Below are 19488 nucleotides of genomic sequence, written 5' to 3' on the forward strand. Positions count from 1 at the left end.
AAATGAAAGGGCGGGCTCAGTACGTGGCGGCGAGTTCGGCCTGCGAGCCGGTGGCGAGCGCGATGATCGCTTCCTGCGTGATCGGCGTGGGCGTGTGGCCGCCGAGTTCGCCCGCGATCTCGCCTTCGCGCATCACGAGCACGCGATCCGCGACGCCGATGATTTCCGGCAGCTCGCTCGAGATCACGATCACACCCACGCCGGCGCGCGCGAGTTCGTTGATGATCCGGTAGATCTCGGATTTCGCGCCGATGTCGACGCCGCGCGTCGGTTCGTCGAGGATCAGCACGCGCGGCTTCGTCTCGAGCAGCCGCGACAGCAGCACTTTCTGCTGGTTGCCGCCCGATAGCGCGCCGACGTTGACGTTCGCGTGAGGGACGCGGATCGACAACGACGCGATCGCGTCGCGCGCGCGCTCGGCGCCGCGTGCGAGGTCGAGCGCGCCGAGCCGTGCGTCGCGGTTGCACACCGAGATGTTGATGTTGTCGCGCACGCTCATGTCGAGGAACAGGCCCTGGCGTTTGCGGTCTTCGGTCAGGTAAACGAGGCCCGCGTCGATCGCGTCGCGCGGCGAGTGTGCGCCGAACGTGCGGTCGCCCAGCTTCACGTCGCCGCGCACGCGCGGCTCCGCGCCGAAGATCAGCCGCGCGAGTTCGGTGCGGCCCGCGCCGACGAGGCCGGCGATGCCGAGCACTTCGCCGGCATGCAGGTCGAGGCTGCAGCCGCGCACGCGGGTGCCGTCGGCAATGTCGCGGACCGACAGCAGCAGGTGGCCAGGGTCGTACTGCGCGTGTTCCTTCTTGTAGAAGCCGGAGATGTCGCGGCCGACCATCATCGCGACGAGCCGCTCGGCCGATAGCGATGCGCGTTCGAGCGTGCCGACGTATGCGCCGTCGCGCAGCACCGACACGCGATCGGACAGTTCGTAGATCTCCGCCATCCGGTGGCTGATGTAGATGATCGCGAGGCCTTCCTCGCGCAACTGGCGGATCAGGCTGAACAGGTGTTCCGTTTCGCGCGACGACAGCGGCGTCGTCGGCTCGTCCATCACGAGGATGCGGGCACGCGTATGCACGGCGCGCGCGATTTCGACGAGCTGCTGTTCGGCGATCGACAGCGTGTCGACCAGCGTGTCGGGTCCGAACGGTGCGCCCAGGCGCGCGAGCACGTCCTGGCAGCCGCGCGCCATGGCCGCGCGGTCGATCGTGCCCCAGCGCCGATTGCCGCGCCGCAGTTCGCGGCCGATGTAGATGTTCTCGGCGACGGTCAGGTTCGGCGACAGGCACAGCTCCTGGTAGATCACCGCGACACCCGCATCGCGCGCGGCAAGCGGGCCGTCGATTTCGATGCGTTCGCCGTCGATCAGGATCTCGCCGCCGGCGTCGGCGCGGTACGCGCCCGACAGGATCTTCATCAGCGTCGATTTGCCCGCGCCGTTCTCGCCCATCAGCGAGTGGATCTCGCCGGGATAGACGGTCAAGCTGACTTTGTCGAGCGCGCGTACGGCCGGGAACGTCTTGCTGATCCCGCGCATCTCGAGCAAAGGACGGGGCGACTCAGATCGCGACATGGTTGACCTCCTGCGAGTCGGTGCGGGCGCCCTTGAGGATGCCGGCCCGCGGGGAGAAGTTGAAGAACATCGGTAGCGTCGCCGCGCCGATTGCGCCGGCGTCGGCGCCGAACGTGCCGCGCACGAGCGTCGGCGTGCCACGCGCTTCGGGCGCGGTGGCCACCAGCGCCGAGCGCAGGCGCGTCGTGACCGCGTCGAGCAGGCCCGCGTCGGTATCGGCATCGAGCACGACCACCGGCGCATCGACCACGCACAGCACCGAGCGCAACGCCGGGGCAAGCGCGTCGACACAGTCGTCGATCCACTCATCCACTGCTGGCAGGCCGCGGGCGATGCACGCTTCGAGATCGGCGCGGTTGTCGACCGTCTCGCCGTGATGGCGCAGATGGCGCACGAGCGCATGCAGCGACGCGCGCGCGAGCAAGATGTCCCACGGGCCGCGCGGCGGCGGTGCGGAAGTGAGCCGGCTCGGCGGCACCGGAATCACGGCGATGTCGCCTGCATTGCCGGTCACGCCGCGCAGGCAGTCGCCGTCGATCGCGATGCCGCCGCCGATCGCCGGCCCGATGAACAGGTAGACGAAGTCGTCGCACTGCCGGCCGTATCCGTAGAACAGTTCCGCGATCGCGGCTGCGTTGCCGTCGTTTTCGCCGAAGACGGGCAGCGACAGCGTGCGGCCGAGGTCGGCCGCGAAATCGACGTCTTCCCACGCGCGGAATGTGTCGGGCGCAAGGCCGAGCTCGCGCATCCACGCGCCGAGGTTGTACGGCTGCGCGACGCCGATGCCGCTCAGGCGTGCGCGTTCGTGGTCGGGGAGCAGGGCCTGCATTGCGTCGATGTCGTGACGCACGATCTCGAGCACGTCGGCAGGAGGCGGCAGCAACGTGTCGTGCGAGCGGCGGCCGAGCACGTCGCCTGCGAAGTTGACGAGTGCGGTCTCGATGCGCATCCGGTCGAGATGGACGCCGATGCCGAACGCGCCGCGCGGGTCGAGACGGATCAGCGAGGCCGGCTGGCCGCGCTGGCCTTCGGTGCGGCCCGCGAATTCGATCAGCTTCGCGTCGGCGAGCGAGTCGATGATGCTGCCGACCGCCGTGCCCGTCATGTTCGCGAGACGGGCGAGGTCGGCCTTCGACGCGCTGCCCACGCGGCGCAGCGTCTTCAGCAGCAGGCGCTCGTTGTAACGGCGCACGTTGGCCGAATTGCTTCCCTGGCCGATGTGCGGGCTTCTCATGGCGTCTCCTTCCATGTCGCACCGCTCGGCGGCGCATTAAATAAATCACGTTGATTTATTTAACCGCGTGAGCGCCGGCATGTCAGCCTAGGGAAATCCCGGTTTGGTGGGGGGCAGGAAGGGCTTCTGCCGGCAAGGGGAATCGGGGATGGATCGCGAATGCCCGGACATCGGGAATTCGTCGGATGGCGTGTTTGCGCTCGAGCTGGATGTCGAGGTCCGCATGCCGAGTGTCGATCTTGATGGCGCGGGTGCGTTGGCGGCGGAAACGGAAGCGATATGTCCGTACGCCAAGATGGAGAGAGATGGCAACCGGTGGTGCGCGCGATCAGAGCGAGGCAAGTCGCGATTCCGGCACCGGAAATACAAAAAGGCCGGCTAAAAGCCGGCCTTTTTGTATCAATCGAGTGGTGCCCGGGAGAGGACTCGGTCACACATGCGCGACCCCGGCTGCGCTTGCAAGCGCAGCTTTTCGAGTCCTCACGCAAAGCGCGCAGGCGCTTTGCTTCCTGGGCTTGAAATGAAAAAAGGCCGGCTAGAAGCCGACCTTTTTATAAAACAGATGGTGCCCAGGAGAGGACTCGAACCTCCACGATGTTGCCACCGCTAGGACCTGAACCTAGTGCGTCTACCAATTCCGCCACCTGGGCACGTTTTGCAGTGAGCTGCTTGCTGCAAAGAAGCGAAATTATAGCGCGTCTCGCGGAGCTGTCAACACTATTTGAGGTCGCGAACGAAAATATTTGATCGGACGTGTTCGGGTGGGGCGGGTAGCGCGCTAACCCGTTGCGACGAACGTGAGCACCGATATCGGCGTGCGTGCTCGGGCATCGATTCCGGCGCTGGAAATGAAAAAAGGCCGGCTAGAAGCTGACCTTTTTAGAAAGCAGACGGTGCCCAGGAGAGGACTCGGTCACGCATGCGCGACCCCGGTTGCGCTTGCAAGCGCAGCTCTTCGAGTCCTCACGCAAAGCGCGCAGGCGCTTTGCTTCCTGGGCTTGAAAAAGAAAAAGGCCGGCTAAAAGCCGACCTTTTTAAATAAGTGGTGCCCAGGAGAGGACTCGGTCACACATGCGCGACCCCGGCTGCGCTTGCAAGCTCAGCCTTTCGAGCCCTCGCGCAAAGCGCGCAGGCGCTTTGCTTCCTGGGCTTGAAATGAAAAAAGGCCGGCTAGAAGCCGACCTTTTTAGAAAACAGATGGTGCCCAGGAGAGGACTCGAACCTCCACGATGTTGCCACCGCTAGGACCTGAACCTAGTGCGTCTACCAATTCCGCCACCTGGGCACGTTTCGCTTGCTGCAGTGCGAAGACCGCTATTCTAGCGTGTCGGCAGAGTCTGTCAACACAATTTCATCCGAAGTGATAAAAATATTCGCCCCTTGTGTGGCAGGTCCTCACGCGCTGACCGGCTCCGCACGCTTTGCCGTGAAATTCCAGCGCTGCGCCTGTCCCGTATCGACGCGAGCCGGTAGCAGTCCGGCCGCGAGGAAGGTGTCGGCGATCCTCTGTTGTTCACCGAAGTTTTGCGCGACCACGGCACGGACGAGATAGCTGCGTCGCGCATTCGCACGCGCGATCGTTGCCGCGTCGAGCCCCCAGATTGGCGCGAGCGTACTCGCGGCTTCCTGCGGGTGGTCACGCAGCCACGTGCCGGCTTGCGACAACTGGTCAAACAGGATCTGGACGACATCGGGTCGCCCGGCGGCGAAACTGCTCGATGCGAGGTAGTAGCGCTGGTATGACGCGAGCCCGTCGCCGTCGGCCAGAATCCGCACGTCGGGATTCCGGTCGACCGACGCGACATAGGGATCCCACGTGACCCATGCGTCCACGCTGCCGCGCTCGAACGCTGCGCGGCCATCCGCGGGCGTCAGGTAGTGGATCGCCGCGTCTGCGGGCGCGAGCTTCGCACGTGCGAGCGCGGCAAGCAGCAGGTAATGGCTGCCGGCCGCCTTCGTGACCGCGATGCGTTTGCCTTTGAGGTCGGTGAGCGTGCGCAGCGCGCTGTCCTGCTTCACGACGATCGCCTGCGCTTTCGGTGAAGGCGCTTCCTGCGCGACGTACACGAAACGCGCATGCGCGGCTTGTGCGAAGACCGGAACCGTGTCGGCCACGTCGGCGCTGAAATCGACGGCGCCCACGTTGAGTGCTTCGGTCAGCGGCAATCCGCTTGCGAATTCATGCCACGACACACGCAGGCCGAGCGGTGTCAGCACCTGCTCGAGCGTGCTGCGCGTCTTCAGCAGTGTGATGAGCGTCGACGACTTCTGGTAACCGATGCGTAGCGTGGCAGGCGTGTTTTCGGCGCGCGCCCGGATGCCTGCGACAGTGAGGCCCGCGGCCAGCATCGCGCGCGCGAATGCGCGGCGGTTCATCGACGTCATGAAGCGTGCTCCTCGTTGGATGCGTTGAAAGCAAGGCGGCTAACGTAACAACGGGGAGGGCGATTGATAACCGATTAATTCTGCTATCGATCGGAACGGCGGACATAAGGCTGATGGCAGCGCGCATCGCGATACGGGCGCTGAATGAAAAAAAGGCCGGCAAAAGCCGGCCTTTCTTATCAATCGAGTGGTGCCCAGGAGAGGGCTCGGTCACACATGCGCGACCCCGTACTTGCAAGCGCAGCCTTTCGAGTCCTCACGCAAAGCGCGCAGGCGCTTTGCTTCCTGGGCTTGAAATGAAAAAAGGCCGGCTAGAAGCCGACCTTTTTATAAAACAGATGGTGCCCAGGAGAGGACTCGAACCTCCACGATGTTGCCACCGCTAGGACCTGAACCTAGTGCGTCTACCAATTCCGCCACCTGGGCACGTTTTGCAGTGAGCTGCTTGCTGCAAAGAAGCGAAATTATAGCGCCCCAATTATTCGTGTCAACACTTTTTTGCGATGCATCGCAAACCGGCCGCCGTCGCGCCTGCTCGCGGCATTCCCCGTCATTTGGCGACACAGGCGGGTGATAGAATGACCCGCCGCCGTCAATATAGAACTGTCTGACGGACACCTCTATGTTGATGCCGTGCACCATCAGTCAACGCAACGAGAACAATCATCGACAAACCCTTGAGCAAATATCCGTACCCCATTCCGAGCCGTGAAGAAATTCTCGGCGTGCTGCGTACGAGCGACGCGTCGCTGGCTGCCAACGACATCGCCGAAGCCCTGTCGATCAAGCGTCAGGAGCGCGAGGGGTTCTTCCGGCGTGTCGCCGCGATGGAGCGCGACGGCCAGATCCGCCTCGACAAGCGCGGCCATTATCAGTTGACCCATCCGTCGAACTTCGTCGCCGGGCGCGTGCAGGGGCATCGCGACGGCTACGGGTTCGTGATCCGCGACGACGGCCAGGACGACCTGTTCCTGCCGAACGGCGAAATGCAAAAGGTGATGCACAACGATCGCGTGCTCGCGCGAATCGTCGGCTACGATCGCCGCGGCCGCCCCGAAGGGCATGTGGTCGAAGTCACCGAACGCGCGAACAAGCGCGTGATCGGCCGCCTGCTCAACGAGAACGGTGCGCTGATCGTCGCGCCGGAAGACAAGCGCATCGGCCACGACATCCTGATCACGCAGAACGTGAAGAAGGCGAAGGTCGGGCAGGTCGTCGTCGTCGAGCTGACCGATTTCCCGAGCCGTCATTCGCAGCCGCTCGGCCGTGTCGTCGAAGTGCTCGGCGACATCGACGATCCAGGCATGGAAATCGAAATCGCGGTGCGCAAGTACGGCGTGCCGCACGAATTCAGCCAGCCGGCGCTCGACGAAGCCGCCGCGCTGCCCGACAAGGTGCGGCCGACCGATCTGCGCTTCCGCGTCGACCTGCGCGACGTGCCGCTCGTGACGATCGACGGCGAGGACGCCCGCGACTTCGACGACGCCGTCTACTGCGAGCCGGTCAAGGTCGGGCGTGGCGACGGCTATCGGCTGATCGTCGCGATCGCGGACGTGTCGCACTACGTACAGCCGGGCACGGGCCTCGATGCCGACGCGCTCGAACGCAGCACGTCGGTGTATTTCCCGCGCCGCGTGATCCCGATGCTGCCGGAGAAGCTGTCGAACGGCCTGTGCTCGCTGAATCCGCACGTCGACCGCTGCGTGCTCGCGTGCGACATGGTGATCACCGCGCGCGGCGAGATCAAGGCGTACCAGTTCTACCCGGCCGTGATCCATTCGGCTGCACGTCTCACGTACACCGAAGTCGCGGCCGTGCTGTCGAACACGAAGGGCCCGGAGGCCGCGCGCCGCGCGGACCTGCTGCCGCATCTGCAGGATCTGTACGGCGTCTACAAGTCGCTGTTCGCCGCCCGTCAGAAGCGCGGTGCGATCGACTTCGACACGACCGAGACCTACATCGTCTGCAACTCGCAGGGCAAGATCGAGCAGATCGTGCCGCGTCAGCGCAACGACGCGCACAAGCTGATCGAGGAATGCATGCTGGCCGCGAACGTCTGCGCGGCCGATTTCCTGAAGCGCAACAAGCATCCGGGCCTGTACCGCGTGCACGCGGGGCCGACGCCGGAGAAGCTCGAGAACCTGCGTGCCTTCCTGCGCGGCATGGGCCTGTCGCTCGGTGGCGGCGACAAGCCGCATGCGAGCGACTACGCGGCGCTGATGGCGCAGATCCGCGACCGGCCCGATGCACAGATGCTGCAGCCGATGCTGCTGCGCTCGATGCAGCAGGCCGTCTACAGCCCGGACAACATCGGCCACTTCGGTCTCGCCTACGAGGCGTACGCGCACTTCACGAGCCCGATCCGCCGTTATCCCGACCTGCTCACGCACCGTGCGATCTACGCGATCCTGTCCGGCAAGAAGTACACGCCGAAGGCGCCGGACGGCTTCGAGCTGAACACTGCGCTGTCGCCGCGTGCGCGCGCCATGCAGCAGGCCGACGACGAATCGCGCGGCCGCTCGCGCTCGAACACGGCGATCTGGGAAGAACTCGGCCTGCACTGCTCGGCGAACGAGCGTCGTGCGGACGAAGCGTCGCGCGACGTCGAGGCATGGCTCAAGTGCTACTTCATGCGTGACAAGCTCGGCGAGGAGTACGGCGGGATGGTGAACGGCGTCACGTCGTTCGGCATCTTCGTGCAGCTCGACACGCTGTTCATCGAAGGGCTCGTGCACGTCACGGAACTCGGCTCGGACTACTTCCAGTACGACGAGATCAAGAACGAGCTGCGCGGTGAACGGACAGGCATTCGCTATCGTCTGTCGGATCGCGTGCGCGTCCAGGTGAGCCGCGTCGATCTCGACGCGCGAAAGATCGACTTCCGCCTCGTGCGCGATACGCCGGTGAAGGCGCCGCGTCCGTCGCCCGCGCCGGCTGCCGGCGGTGCCGATCGCAACGGCAACGGCCCGCGCGTGCGCGCGCTGCCGCCGTCGTCGTCGGAAGAGTCGGCGCCGCGTCGCAAGAAAGCGGCGAGCGCGCCGAGCGTCGCGGTGCAGGAAGCGCGCGCCGCGCGTGGTGCCGCGAAGAAGAAGGCCGGGGGCGGTGCGCCCGCGAAGCCGACCGCGAAGAAGACTCGCGCCCGCAAGAAGTATTGAGCGTTCGGGGCGGCGCACGCGCATGCCCTGCAGTATCGAGAGACGCCGCGTCACCGGTCATCGGCCGGCAGCGCGGCGCTTTCCTTTTTCCATGGATCGTGGTTGCGCGCGTTGCGCGACCGCACGTTTGATCGAAGGTTGTTCCAGTCATGTCACGTCTGAAGGTTCTTTACGGTTTTCATGCGGTGACCGCACGTTTGCGGCACGATGCATCGACGGTTGCGGAGGTGCTGTACGACCAGACGCGCCGCGACCGCCGCATGCAGGACTTCCTGCACACCGCGAAGGAAGCGGGCGTGCGGTTGATTGCAGCCGACGAAACGCGCCTGTGGGGCCTTGCTCACACCGAGCGCCACCAGGGCGTCGTCGCGCGTGTCGAGGACATGCCGCTCGCGCAGAACCTGTCGGAGCTGCTCGACGGCATCCACGGCCCGGCGCTGCTGCTCGTACTCGACGGCGTCACCGATCCGCACAACCTCGGCGCATGCCTGCGTGTCGCCGATTCGGCCGGCGCGCATGCGGTGATCGCCCCGCGCGACCGTGCAGTCGGCCTGAACGCGACGGCAGCCAAAGTGGCAAGCGGCGCCGCCGACACGGTGCCGTACATCACGGTGACGAACCTCGCCCGTGCGCTGCGCGAGCTGAAGGAAGCCGGCGTGTGGATCATCGGCACGTCGGACGAGGCGTCGGCGACGCTCTATGAAACCAAGCTCGACGGCCCCGTTGCGCTCGTGATGGGCGCCGAAGGCGAAGGCATGCGCCGGCTCACGCGCGATACCTGCGACGAAGTGATGAGCATCCCGATGGCCGGCAGCGTGGAAAGCCTGAACGTGTCGGTCGCCAGCGGCGTGTGCCTGTACGAGGCCGTGCGCCAGCGGCGCGTGAAGGGCTGACGCCAGCTCGGTCCCGCGCGATCCGCGCGGGCCTCGAATGACCCGAACGACGCGTGCCGTGATGCGGTGTGGCACGCGCCTCTGCGGAACCCGTGACCGATGCACCTGTTTCGTGTTGGCGCCTCTTGCGCCGGGTTGTGCCTGCTGGCGGCCTGCACGTCGCCGTCGCTCGTCGAACGCGGCACGTACTACGCCGACACGAGCCTGCATGCGCGCGGTGCCGATTCGCGGGTTCGCTTTCTTGTGATGCATTACACCGAAAGCGACGAGGCGAAGTCGTTGCGCACGCTGACGGGCGATTCGGTCAGCGTGCATTACGTCATCCCGCCGCAGCCGCGCACCGAACACGGGATGCCCGTGGTCTACCAGCTTGTTCCTGAAGCGCAACGCGCGTGGCATTCAGGCGTGAGCGAGTGGCAGGGCACGACGGAGCTGAACGCGGTGTCGATCGGCATCGAGAACGTGAACCGCGGCCCGCTCGATTCGCAGAATCGTACCTGGCAGCCGTATCCGCCCGAACAGGTCCACGCATTGATCAACCTGTCGAAGGACATCGTCGCGCGCTACGGCATCCCGCCGACGCGCGTGGTCGGGCACAGCGACATCGCACCGCAACGCAAGATCGATCCGGGGCCGTTATTTCCATGGCGTGCGCTCGCGCAGGCCGGCGTCGGCGCGTGGCCGGACGAGGCGACCGTGGCCGCGCGGCTTGGCGGCCGCGATCCGCGTACGCCCGTCGATGTGCGCGAACTGCAGCTCAGGCTCGCGCGCTACGGCTACGACGTGCCGACCGACGGCGTGCTCGACGCACGCACGCGGCGCGTGTTCGCGGCATTCCAGATGCATTTCCGGCCGTCGGACTATGCGGGCAATCCGGACGCCGAAACCGATGCAATTGCGCAGGCGTTGCTCGACAAATACTTTCCCGGCGCGCAACCGTCGGACAACGCGCCCGCGGCAGGCGCACCCTGAATACGCGGGCGCGTCACGCGCCGAAAAACCCGGGCCGTCATCCGAGTCCGGTAAACTGGCGGTTTTCCGTAATCCCGCAGCACGACCACTCCATGACTCAAGACGAACTCAAACGCCTCGTCGGCCAGGCCGCCGCCGACTACGTGATCCAGAACGTGCCGGAAGGCGCCGTGATCGGCGTCGGCACCGGCTCGACCGCCAACTGTTTCATCGACGCGCTCGCCGTCGTCAAGTCGCGCTATCGCGGCGCCGTGTCGAGTTCCGTTGCCACGACCGAGCGCCTGAAATCGCACGGCATCAAGGTATTCGACCTGAACGAGGTCGACTCGCTGCAGGTGTACGTCGACGGCGCCGACGAGATCGACGCGAGCGGCGCGATGATCAAGGGCGGCGGCGGTGCGCTGACGCGCGAGAAGATCGTCGCGTCGGTGGCCGACACGTTCGTCTGCATCGCGGACGGCAGCAAGCGCGTGCCGGTGCTCGGCGCGTTCCCGCTGCCGATCGAGGTCGTGCCGATGGCGCGTACGGCGATCGGCCGGCGCGTGACCGCGCTCGGCGGCGTGCCCGTGCTGCGCGTGACGAAAGACGGCGCACCGTACATCACCGACAACGGCAACGAGATCATCGACGTGAAGGGGCTGCAGATCGCCGATCCGCGCGGCTTCGAAGCGCAGGTGAATGCATGGCCGGGCGTCGTGACGGTCGGCCTGTTCGCCCAGCGCGGCGCGAATCTGTGCTTGCTCGGCACGGAAAACGGCGTTGAAACGATCGTTTATTCGGCTAATTGAAAGAAATGGCAAGCAGTCCGTAGCGGCACGTTATCGACCGTAATGGACTGAATGTTTAAATCTTGTGGAAATCGGGACCCGGCAGGCGCGGCGCGCTTTCCGGGTCTTTTTTTTAGACGTATAAATCACCCCGTCAAAAAGAGGGATAACCCTGTCAGGTGTTTACCAGATAGCGAAATATCCTCGAACTCATCAACTTATAGATCATAAGAACAGTAGTAACCAGGGCCGGCGGAACTGCGGAGCAGGTGTTCGCAAATCGACGCACGGGGAGGTGTCATGGAGCAGGGCAAAGACCGGTCACTGGTCGCCAAAGTGATGGATGGGCTTGTCTCGGGTATCGTCGAAGACAAGTACGGCGGCATCTTGCCGCCACAGGACGTGCTGTCGAAAGAGTTCGATGTGAGCCGCACTGTGATGCGGGAAGCGTTGTCGATGTTGCTTGCGCGCGACATGCTGGACGTGCGGCCGAAAGTCGGCACGCGCGTGCGGCCAATGCGCGACTGGCGCATGATCGACGAAGACGTCGTGAGCTGGCGGTTTCGGGCAAAACCCGATCCGCAGTTCATGCGCGACGTCATCGAATTCCGGATGCTGATCGAACCACGTGCGACCGCGCAGGCGGCGGTGCGTGCGACGGCAGCCGACATCGCGGGCATTCGCGAAGCGTTCGATGCGTTCAAGGTGCTGCAGCCGGGAGACCCCGGCTACGACACGGCGGACGAGTTGCTGCACACGCGGATCGTGCAGGCAAGCGGCAACCAGTTCTTCCAGCAGATGGCGGCGATCGTGCGCGGTGCAGTGCGCCTCGTGAATCCGCGCGTGGTGCAGAAGGAAGGGGCGCACGAGATCGCGGTGAAGGCGCATGCGCGCGTCGTCGATGCGATCGAGCGGCGCGATCCGCGCGAAGCCGAAGCGGCGTCGCTCGCGCTGATCGATTTCAGCGCCGACGAAATCTCGCGCGATTTCTCCGTCGACGTGCCGGTGCGTGCCTGACGTTGTTCGTGTCGCTCTTCCGAGTGCTGGCGAGCCGTTTATCATGACGGCCGACCGGCAGCGTGCCGGTCACCGTCATACGACCGACACGGAAGATCAGGATGAACGACAACGACCAACGCCCGGTGCGCTTCGGCATCGTCGGCGCGGGCAGCATTGCGCGCCGCTTCGCGCAAAGCCTCCCGCACGTGCCCGGTGCCACGCTCGCCGGTGCCTGGGCCCGCCGCGCCGACGCTGCGGCAGCCTTTTGCGGCACTTGCGGCGGCACGCCAGCCGCGAGCCTCGAAGCGCTCCTCGCGAGCGATATCGACGCGGTTTATATCGCGACACTCCATGACAGTCACGCGCAGTACACGCTGGCCGCACTGGCCGCCGGCAAGGCCGTGCTGTGCGAAAAGCCCGCGACGCTGAATGGGGCGCAACTCGACACCGTGCTGCAGGCGGCACGCGACGCCGGATTGCTGTTCATGGAAGCGATGAAGCCGCCGTTCTTTCCGCTGTACCGTCAATTGCGGGCGCATCTCCATAACGATCCGATCGGCGAGATCCGGCTCGTCCGTGCGGGATGCGCATCGTCGTCGGTGCCCGGCGACCATTCCGTCTATCGCCTCGACCGCGCGGGCGGCGCGCTGCTCGATATCGGGATCTACGAGGCGTTTCTCGCGGTCGACTGGCTTGGCGCGGCGCTCGACGTGCAGACGCTCGGCCGCGTCGGCGCGACGGGCGTCGACGTGTTCGCGAGCCTGAACAGCGTGCATGCGAACGGCGGGATCGCCCAGCTTTTTTGCGGGCTCGATGTGATGGGGCGCGGCGACGCGCTGATCGCCGCGGCCGGCGGCCATGTGACGATCCACGAGAAGTGGTGGAACCCCGCACGCGCGACGATCCGCTATGCGGACGGGCGTACCGTCGAACTCGATGCACCGGTCGACGGCGGCGGGTTGAACTACGAGACCGCGCATTTCTGCGACCTGCTGCGCGCGGGCAAGACGGAAAGCCCGATCATGACGCACGACCATTCGCGGCAGATGATCGCGATGACCGATGCGGCGCGCGCCGCGCTCGGCGTGCGTTATTCGGGCGAGTAGGCGGGAAAAATGGGGCGCCGGGCGCGCGTGCGCGGCCCGGCGGAATCGCGTGCGCTCAGTGCCGCGACGGCAGCGACAGGCGTTTTTCGTACCAGCGCTGCACCCATTCGAGGATCTGGCACAGGATCCAGTACACGGCCGCGGCGGCGAGATAGAGCGGCAGCGGCTGATAGGTCGCCGCGATGACTTCCTGGGCGCTGCGCAGCAGTTCGGTGACGGTGATCACGGAGACGAGCGACGTGTCCTTGATCAGGCTGATCAGGCTGTTCGACAGGCTCGGCACCGCGATGCGCAGCGCCTGCGGGCCGATCACGTAGCGTAGCGTCTGCCCCCACGACAGCCCGAGGCTGTACGCGGCGAGCCATTGGCCGCGCGCGATTCCGTTGATGGCGCCGCGCATGCTTTCGGACATGTAAGCCGCGACGTTCGCGGACAGCGCGATGACGCCGGCCGGCGTCGGGTCGAGCGAGATGCCGAGGCTCGGCAGCCCGTAGTAGATGACGAAGATCTGCACGAGCAGCGGCGTGCCGCGCATCAGGCTCACGTACGCGCGTGCGAGCCACGCGAGCGCGTTGACCCAGACGCGTTCGAAGCCGTCGAGTGCTTCGCTTTGCCGGATGCCCATCATCGCGAGCACGACGGCGCCAAAGAGGCCGAACACCATCGACAGCACGGCGAACTTGACGGTCAGTACGGCGCCCTGGGCGAGCACCGGCAGCGATTGGACGAGCAGGGACGTTGTCGACATGGAATGCGAATCGAATGCGTGCGCGAAAGCGCAATCATAAACCGGACGAATAAAACAAAGGGCGGCATCGTAACGGATGCCGCCCTTTCCGCCCCGCCGTCAGGCGGGCAATGCAGGCGTACTTACTTGATCGGTTTGGTCACGTCGATGCCGAACCACTTGTCCGAGATCTTCGTGAACGTGCCGTCGGCCTGGAGTTGCGCCATCGCGTCGTCGATCGCCTTCTGGAACTTCGGGTTGCCCTTCTTGAACGGGATGCCCGACGGGTTCGCCGAGCCGACGTTCGCACCCGGGCGCAGCGGCAGCTGCGAGTTCTTCGTCAGGTACGCGAGCATCAGGCGGTCGTTGAGCGCTGCGTCGAGGCGGCCGGCCGCGAGATCGCGCAGGTACTCGGGCGCGCCCGGGTACGTCTTCACGTCGATGCCGGGCACCGACTTCGCCATGTCCATGTAGTTCGTGCCGAGCGCGACGCCGAGCTTCTTGCCCTTCAGGTCATCCAGCGACTTGAATTCGCGCGTGTCGTCCTTGCGCTGGATCAGCTGCGCGGACGAGAACGTGTACGCCGGCGAGAAGTCGAGCGTTTCCTTGCGCTTGTCGGTGATGCCGACCTGGTTGGCGATCACGTCGAACTTGCCGGCTTGCAGGCCGGCGATGATGCCGCTCCATTCGGTCGTCACGAATTCTGCCTTCACGCCGAGCTTCGCGGCCACGGCTTTCGCGATGTCGACGTCGAAGCCGACGAGTTCGCCTTGCGGGTTCTTCGAGTTGAACGGCGGGAACGTGCCTTCGAGGCCGACGCGCAGCGTGCCGCGCTGTTTGACCTGATCGAGGAGGTCGGCCGCATGCGCGGTCGCGGCGGCGAACGACGTGCCGATCAGGCCGGCAACCAGCAGCTTCTTCAGCAGCGAAAATTTCATCGTGTGTGTCCTTGCCCTGTCCGGGTCAATGATTCTGATAGTGCGGCTGATGATAGCAAAAACGCTATCGATCATTAAATACAGTTTGTTTATGTCTATATTACGCGGTGCGTTCGCGGGCGATCGCCTTCACGCACTCCGACACGAGCGCCGGGCCGCGGTAAATGAAGCCGGTGTAAAGCTGGACGAGCGCCGCGCCGGCCGCGAGCTTCGCGCGGGCGTCCTCGCCCGAGAAAATGCCGCCGACGCCGATGATCGGCACGTCGTTGCCGACTTCGGCGTGCAGCTTGCGGATCACTTCGTTCGACGCGTCGAACACCGGGCGACCCGACAGGCCGCCGGCTTCGTCCGCATGCGGCAGGCCCTGGACGGCCGCGCGCGACAGCGTCGTGTTGGTGGCGATGACCGCTTCGATCTTGTGGCGCAGCAGCGTGTCGCCGATTTCCTTGACCTGTTCGTCGTCGAGATCGGGCGCGATCTTCAGCGCGAGCGGCACGAGCTTGCCGTGCATGTCGGCGAGGCGTTGCTGCTTGTCCTTCAGCGCGGCGAGCAGGGCGTCGAGTTCGCCGGCGCCTTGCAGCTGGCGCAGGTTCTTCGTGTTCGGCGACGAGATGTTGATCGTCACGTAGCTCGCGAACGGGTACACGCGCTCGAGACAGTACAGGTAGTCCTCGGCGGCGCGCTCGATCGGCGTGTCGGCGTTCTTGCCGATGTTCAGGCCCAGGATGCCGCGATAACGGGCGGCCTGAACGTTCTTCACGAACTGGTCGACGCCGTGATTGTTGAAGCCCATCCGGTTGATCAGCGCCTCGGCCTGCGGCAGGCGGAACATCCGCGGGCGCGGGTTGCCGGGCTGGGCGCGCGGCGTGACCGTGCCGACCTCGATGAAGCCGAAGCCGAGCGCCGCGAGGCCGTCGATGGCTGCGCCGTCCTTGTCGAGGCCGGCCGCGAGGCCGACCGGATTGCGGAACGTGAGCCCCATCACGGTGCGCGGCGCGTCGGGCACGCGGGCCGACAGCGCGCAGGCGAGGCCCGTGCGGCCGGCCGCGCCGAGCGCGCGCAGCGTGAGGTGGTGAGCATCTTCCGCATCCATTTTGAACAGGGATGCGCGGGCCAGCGGATAGAGGGAACTGAACACGGGAATTGGGCGGACAGCCGGAATGAATGACAACCCGCTATTTTACCGGGAGTTGCGCGGCAGGGGCGTGCTTCGCTTCGTAGCCCCCTGCGGCGCGCATCAATTCGAGCCGGAATGCCCGCCCGGCAACGGCGCGCGGGCCAGCGCCGCGTCGACCGGCGGCAGGTCGATCCGTTCCGGGTCGAGCGTCTTCCAGCGGCCGTCGATCAGCCCCTCGAGCGGGTGGAAGTTCGCCTTGTACGCCATCTTCGGGCTCTCGCGGATCCAGTAGCCGAGGTACACGTACGGCAGGCCGAGGCTCTTTGCCTGCTCGATCTGCCACAGGATGTTGTAGGTGCCGTAGCTCGTGTGGTGGTCGTCGGGCTCGAAGAACGTGTAGACCGACGACAGCCCGTCGCCGAGGATGTCGATCATGCTGACCATGCGCAGCTTGCCGGGCTCGCCGCCCGGTGCGTCGAGGTCGCGGAATTCGACGAGGCGCGAGTTGATCCGGCTCTGCAGCAGGAACTGCTCGTACTGGTCGCGGCTGTCGCGATCCATGCCGCCGCCCGCGTGGCGCGCGGACTGGTAGCGCATGTAGAGCGCGTAGTGCTCTTCGTCGTAGTGCAACGGCGAAACCGTTGCGATCAGCGCGCGGTGCCGTTTCCACATCCTGCGCTGCGTGCGCGACGGCACGAACTCGCCCACGGGTACGCGCACCGGCACGCATGCGCGACAGCCGTCGCAGTACGGGCGGTACGTGAACACGCCCGAGCGACGGAAGCCGGCCTTGACGAGCTCGGTGTAGATGTCGGAGTTGATCAGATGGCTCGGCGTCGCGACTTGCGAGCGTGCGATGCGGCCGTCCAGATAGCTGCACGGATAGGGCGCCGTTGCATAGAATTGCAGCGCCGAAAGCGGTGAAAGCGGCAGCTCAGTCGGGTGAGTCATGGGCAGCTCTCGATGCAGGGAAGGAGTGCCGCGCTAGCGCTCGATCCCGGAGGGCGCCGCCGTTTCGGCGGGGCCCGTCAGCGCGGCGAGCACGCGCTTGTCGAACTGCCACGGAATCGGCGGTTCGGCTACCGCGCTGCGCACGTGAGCGACAAACGCCTTGCGTGCGATCTCGCGGCCGCCGAGCGACGCTAGATGCGACGTATTCTGCTGGCAGTCTATCATCTCCAGCCCCTGCCCGCGAAGGTGCGCGATGAGCGTGGCCAGCGCGATCTTCGACGCGTCGGTCACGTCCGCATACATCGATTCGCCGAAAAACATCCGCCCGAACGACACGCCGTACAGGCCGCCAACACGGCGCCCGTCGTGCCACGTCTCGATGCTGTGCGCATTGCCGGAACGGTAGAGCGACGTATAGGCGTCGATGATTTCGGCCGTGATCCACGTGCCGCGCTGCCCTCGGCGCGGCGCCTGTGCGCACGCGCGCATCACGCCCGGAAAGTCATGGTCGACGCGCACTTCCCATTCGGGCTCGCGCAGTACGCGCTTCAGCGTCTTGCGCAGCGAGGGCGACACCTTGAATTCGGCCGGCACGAGGATCATGCGCGGGTCGGGGCTCCACCACAGCACGGGCTGGCCATCCGAGTACCACGGGAAAATGCCGCGCAGGTACGCGTCGATGAGGCGCGACGGCAGCAGGTCGGCGCTCGCGGCGAGCAGCCCGGGCGCGCCGGTCGCGGGACCGAGCGCGCGCTCGATGGGCGGAAACGGATCGTCCGGGCCGAGCCAGGGGACCATGGGTCGCGGGCTCAGCCGTTGCGCAGCGAGCGGAAGATATCGCCGGTGTGCACGCCGTAGTCGCCGGCGGCGCGATCGGCGAAGAAGAATCGCAGGGTCTGGCTGACGGTCGGGAACGCGATCTCGTCCCACGGAATGTCGGCTTCGTCGAACAGCTTCACTTCGAGGCTTTCCTCGCCGGCTTCGAAACCCGGATCGGTGAGTCGCGCGAGATAGAACAGGTGGACCTGGTGCACGTGCGGCACATTGAGCAGCGTGAACAGGTTCTGCACCTCGACGCGCGCGCCGGCTTCCTCGAGCGTTTCGCGCGCGGCGGCTTCCGCCGTCGTCTCGCCCATTTCCATGAAGCCTGCCGGCAGCGTCCAGAACCCGTAGCGCGGTTCGATCGCGCGGCGGCACAGCAGGATCTGATCGCCCCAGACCGGGACCGTGCCGACGACGTTGCGCGGATTCTGGTAGTGGATCGTGCCGCAGTGATCGCAGACGAAGCGCTCGCGGTTGTCGCCCGGAGGAATGCGCGCGATGACTTCGTGACCGCAGACGGAGCAGAATTTCATGTCGAGTGGAAGGGACGAGGTGATGCGAGTGTATCACCGGGGCGCGGCATTCTTGAACGCCTGCGCATGCAGGCGGCATGTCGTGCAAGGCGGAGGCGCGCATGGGCGAAGAGGGCGCGGCGCACGGGCGCGGAAAAACAAAAAGCCCGGCGCAGGGCCGGGCTTTTTGCGTAATGCTGGACGGTTGGTTGCGGGGGTAGGATTTGAACCTACGACCTTCGGGTTATGAGCCCGACGAGCTGCCAGACTGCTCCACCCCGCGTCCGTCGAAGAAATGAATTATATGGACTCTTCGAAATGCATGCAAGCGTTTTTTGACAATCGCGTTGCAAGCGCTTGTGGGGCCGGTACGTGGGGCGCGTGCGCTAGAATCGAGCGGTTTGTGTCGTCATCCCGGCAGCGGGGCCGTGCGCGATCGCATCGGCGCCGTTGCGACTCTCATTACTGCAACGACGGATTCATGGACATCGCTCACGATCTGCAATCGATCGGCGCGCAGGAACAGGCGCTCGTGTTTCCCCAATTCGACCCGGCCCGCGCGTGGGCGCTCGGCAACCGGATGCATGCGCTCGCGACGTCGCGCGGCCATGCGGTCGCGCTCGACATCGTCACGTTCGGCCAGCCGCTGTTTTATGCGGCGCTCGCCGGCGCGACGCCCGACAATGCCGACTGGGTGCGCCGCAAGCGCAACGTCGTCGCGCATTTTCGCCGCAGCTCGTACGCGATCGGCCTGCGCATGCAGCAGGCCGGCGCCACGCTCGCGGACAAGCACGGGCTGCCGATCGCCGAATATTCGCCGAATGGCGGCTCGTTCCCGCTGACCGTCGCCGGTGCCGGCGTGATCGGCTCGATCACCGCGTCGGGGCTGCCGCAGCGCGCGGACCACGAGTTCGTCGTCGAGGCGCTGTGCGCGGAACTCGGCCACGATTACGCCGTGCTGGCCCTCGCAAGGAGCTGAGCGATGCAACTGCCCGGTTACGCATGGCTCGCGATCGCGATCGTCGCGGAAGTTGTCGGCACGTCCGCGCTGCGCGCGGCGGACGGCTTCACGCGCTTCTGGCCGTCGGCGCTCGTCGTCGCCGGTTACGGCATCGCGTTCTACTGCCTGTCGCTCACGTTGCGCACGATGCCCGTCGGCATCATCTACGCAGTCTGGTCGGGCGCCGGCATCGTGCTGATCACGCTCGTCGCGATGCTGCTTTATCGTCAGGTGCCGGACCTGCCGGCGGTGATCGGCCTCGGGCTGATCATCTCGGGCGTTGTGGTGCTGAACCTGTTCTCGAAGATGCAGGCGCACTGACCGTGCGACTGTCGTTTGC

General features: G+C 65.7%; 19 protein-coding genes and 4 tRNA genes. 10 read left to right on the plus strand and 13 right to left on the minus strand.

The window, feature by feature from the left end:
• Positions 1–16: 16 nt before the first annotated feature.
• Together KEC55_RS07685 and KEC55_RS07690 are read right to left on the minus strand one after the other, a co-directional pair.
• Positions 17–1570 (minus strand): sugar ABC transporter ATP-binding protein, encoded by a 1554-nt coding sequence (locus KEC55_RS07685; protein ID WP_282507387.1) that lies wholly within the window; start codon positions 1568–1570, stop codon positions 17–19.
• A complete protein-coding gene (locus tag KEC55_RS07690; protein WP_282507388.1) occupies positions 1557–2804 on the minus strand; it encodes an ROK family protein in 1248 nt (415 codons plus the stop codon). The genes KEC55_RS07685 and KEC55_RS07690 overlap by 14 nt, the downstream gene beginning before the upstream one ends.
• Before the next feature lie 148 nt (positions 2805–2952).
• Here KEC55_RS07690 and KEC55_RS07695 point away from each other — a divergent pair, with 148 nt between their 5' ends.
• Entirely contained in the window at positions 2953–3186 is a 234-nt protein-coding gene (locus KEC55_RS07695; RefSeq protein WP_282507389.1) for a hypothetical protein, read from the plus strand.
• A gap of 181 nt (positions 3187–3367) precedes the next feature.
• Here the strand turns inward: KEC55_RS07695 and KEC55_RS07700 are convergent.
• Positions 3368–3454: transfer RNA gene (locus KEC55_RS07700), tRNA-Leu, on the minus strand.
• A 147-nt stretch (positions 3455–3601) separates the two neighbouring features.
• Between KEC55_RS07700 and KEC55_RS07705 the strand changes: the two genes are divergently transcribed.
• Positions 3602–3826: a hypothetical protein gene (locus KEC55_RS07705; RefSeq protein WP_282507390.1), complete on the plus strand. Its 225-nt coding sequence runs from the start codon at positions 3602–3604 to the stop codon at positions 3824–3826.
• Between the two features lie 176 nt (positions 3827–4002).
• Here the strand turns inward: KEC55_RS07705 and KEC55_RS07710 are convergent.
• The 3 genes from KEC55_RS07710 to KEC55_RS07720 form a co-directional block, all read right to left on the minus strand.
• Positions 4003–4089 (minus strand) — tRNA-Leu (locus KEC55_RS07710).
• 110 nt (positions 4090–4199) lie between these two features.
• The gene (locus tag KEC55_RS07715; protein WP_282507391.1) at positions 4200–5189 is read right to left on the minus strand and encodes an aliphatic sulfonate ABC transporter substrate-binding protein; all 990 of its coding nucleotides are present in this window, start codon (positions 5187–5189) and stop codon (positions 4200–4202) included.
• A gap of 339 nt (positions 5190–5528) precedes the next feature.
• Positions 5529–5615, minus strand: a tRNA-Leu gene (locus tag KEC55_RS07720).
• A gap of 251 nt (positions 5616–5866) precedes the next feature.
• Here KEC55_RS07720 and rnr point away from each other — a divergent pair.
• The 6 genes from rnr to KEC55_RS07750 all read left to right on the plus strand — a co-directional run bounded on the left by rnr (position 5867) and on the right by KEC55_RS07750 (position 13081).
• Complete coding sequence (gene rnr, locus KEC55_RS07725) at positions 5867–8344, plus strand: ribonuclease R (RefSeq protein WP_282507392.1); 2478 nt, start codon at positions 5867–5869, stop codon at positions 8342–8344.
• 149 nt (positions 8345–8493) lie between these two features.
• Positions 8494–9237 (plus strand): 23S rRNA (guanosine(2251)-2'-O)-methyltransferase RlmB, encoded by a 744-nt coding sequence (gene rlmB / locus KEC55_RS07730; protein ID WP_176048207.1) that lies wholly within the window; start codon positions 8494–8496, stop codon positions 9235–9237.
• Positions 9238–9336: 99 nt separating this feature from the next.
• Positions 9337–10209 (plus strand): N-acetylmuramoyl-L-alanine amidase, encoded by an 873-nt coding sequence (locus KEC55_RS07735; RefSeq protein WP_282507393.1) that lies wholly within the window; start codon positions 9337–9339, stop codon positions 10207–10209.
• Between the two features lie 92 nt (positions 10210–10301).
• Complete coding sequence (rpiA, locus tag KEC55_RS07740) at positions 10302–10997, plus strand: ribose-5-phosphate isomerase RpiA (protein WP_282507394.1); 696 nt, start codon at positions 10302–10304, stop codon at positions 10995–10997.
• A gap of 279 nt (positions 10998–11276) precedes the next feature.
• A complete protein-coding gene (locus tag KEC55_RS07745; protein ID WP_175961523.1) occupies positions 11277–11993 on the plus strand; it encodes a FadR/GntR family transcriptional regulator in 717 nt (238 codons plus the stop codon).
• Positions 11994–12094: 101 nt separating this feature from the next.
• Positions 12095–13081 carry a Gfo/Idh/MocA family protein gene (locus tag KEC55_RS07750; RefSeq protein ID WP_282507395.1) on the plus strand — a complete coding sequence of 329 codons (987 nt, stop codon included), beginning with the start codon at positions 12095–12097 and terminating at the stop codon, positions 13079–13081.
• Between the two features lie 55 nt (positions 13082–13136).
• Here KEC55_RS07750 and KEC55_RS07755 read toward each other — a convergent pair whose 3' ends face one another.
• From KEC55_RS07755 to KEC55_RS07785, 7 genes are all read right to left on the minus strand, one after another.
• Entirely contained in the window at positions 13137–13829 is a 693-nt protein-coding gene (locus KEC55_RS07755) for an amino acid ABC transporter permease (RefSeq protein WP_176048203.1), read from the minus strand.
• Between the two features lie 122 nt (positions 13830–13951).
• Entirely contained in the window at positions 13952–14746 is a 795-nt protein-coding gene (locus tag KEC55_RS07760) for a cystine ABC transporter substrate-binding protein (RefSeq protein ID WP_282507396.1), read from the minus strand.
• Positions 14747–14846: 100 nt separating this feature from the next.
• Positions 14847–15884, minus strand: a complete 1038-nt coding sequence (locus KEC55_RS07765; RefSeq protein ID WP_282507397.1) for a quinone-dependent dihydroorotate dehydrogenase — start codon at positions 15882–15884, stop codon at positions 14847–14849.
• A gap of 99 nt (positions 15885–15983) precedes the next feature.
• Positions 15984–16814, minus strand: coding sequence for an arginyltransferase (locus KEC55_RS07770; protein ID WP_282507398.1), 831 nt, complete (start codon positions 16812–16814; stop codon positions 15984–15986).
• A gap of 33 nt (positions 16815–16847) precedes the next feature.
• Positions 16848–17612 carry a leucyl/phenylalanyl-tRNA--protein transferase gene (gene aat, locus KEC55_RS07775; protein ID WP_176048200.1) on the minus strand — a complete coding sequence of 255 codons (765 nt, stop codon included), beginning with the start codon at positions 17610–17612 and terminating at the stop codon, positions 16848–16850.
• Positions 17613–17623: 11 nt separating this feature from the next.
• Positions 17624–18169: an NUDIX hydrolase gene (locus KEC55_RS07780; protein ID WP_021161562.1), complete on the minus strand. Its 546-nt coding sequence runs from the start codon at positions 18167–18169 to the stop codon at positions 17624–17626.
• 185 nt (positions 18170–18354) lie between these two features.
• Positions 18355–18431 (minus strand) — tRNA-Met (locus tag KEC55_RS07785).
• Between the two features lie 198 nt (positions 18432–18629).
• Between KEC55_RS07785 and KEC55_RS07790 the strand changes: the two genes are divergently transcribed.
• Positions 18630–19127, plus strand: a complete 498-nt coding sequence (locus KEC55_RS07790; protein ID WP_282507399.1) for a heme-degrading domain-containing protein — start codon at positions 18630–18632, stop codon at positions 19125–19127.
• 9 nt (positions 19128–19136) lie between these two features.
• Complete coding sequence (locus KEC55_RS07795) at positions 19137–19469, plus strand: DMT family transporter (RefSeq protein ID WP_376698763.1); 333 nt, start codon at positions 19137–19139, stop codon at positions 19467–19469.
• Positions 19470–19488 lie beyond the last annotated feature (19 nt).

Source organism: Burkholderia cepacia (genome assembly GCF_029962485.1).
In the GTDB taxonomy this organism is placed as follows: domain Bacteria; phylum Pseudomonadota; class Gammaproteobacteria; order Burkholderiales; family Burkholderiaceae; genus Burkholderia.

Coding starts and splice junctions, on each gene's coding strand:
- KEC55_RS07685 (WP_282507387.1), bottom strand. CDS start 1,570: ATGTCGCGATCTGAGTCGCCCCGTCCTTTGCTCGAGATGCGCGGGATC.
- KEC55_RS07695 (WP_282507389.1), top strand. CDS start 2,953: ATGGATCGCGAATGCCCGGACATCGGGAATTCGTCGGATGGCGTGTTT.
- KEC55_RS07790 (WP_282507399.1), top strand. CDS start 18,630: ATGGACATCGCTCACGATCTGCAATCGATCGGCGCGCAGGAACAGGCG.
- KEC55_RS07755 (WP_176048203.1), bottom strand. CDS start 13,829: ATGTCGACAACGTCCCTGCTCGTCCAATCGCTGCCGGTGCTCGCCCAG.
- rpiA (WP_282507394.1), top strand. CDS start 10,302: ATGACTCAAGACGAACTCAAACGCCTCGTCGGCCAGGCCGCCGCCGAC.
- KEC55_RS07690 (WP_282507388.1), bottom strand. CDS start 2,804: ATGAGAAGCCCGCACATCGGCCAGGGAAGCAATTCGGCCAACGTGCGC.
- KEC55_RS07780 (WP_021161562.1), bottom strand. CDS start 18,169: ATGAAATTCTGCTCCGTCTGCGGTCACGAAGTCATCGCGCGCATTCCT.
- KEC55_RS07745 (WP_175961523.1), top strand. CDS start 11,277: ATGGAGCAGGGCAAAGACCGGTCACTGGTCGCCAAAGTGATGGATGGG.
- KEC55_RS07760 (WP_282507396.1), bottom strand. CDS start 14,746: ATGAAATTTTCGCTGCTGAAGAAGCTGCTGGTTGCCGGCCTGATCGGC.
- KEC55_RS07770 (WP_282507398.1), bottom strand. CDS start 16,814: ATGACTCACCCGACTGAGCTGCCGCTTTCACCGCTTTCGGCGCTGCAA.
- rlmB (WP_176048207.1), top strand. CDS start 8,494: ATGTCACGTCTGAAGGTTCTTTACGGTTTTCATGCGGTGACCGCACGT.
- KEC55_RS07750 (WP_282507395.1), top strand. CDS start 12,095: ATGAACGACAACGACCAACGCCCGGTGCGCTTCGGCATCGTCGGCGCG.
- KEC55_RS07735 (WP_282507393.1), top strand. CDS start 9,337: ATGCACCTGTTTCGTGTTGGCGCCTCTTGCGCCGGGTTGTGCCTGCTG.
- aat (WP_176048200.1), bottom strand. CDS start 17,612: ATGGTCCCCTGGCTCGGCCCGGACGATCCGTTTCCGCCCATCGAGCGC.
- KEC55_RS07715 (WP_282507391.1), bottom strand. CDS start 5,189: ATGACGTCGATGAACCGCCGCGCATTCGCGCGCGCGATGCTGGCCGCG.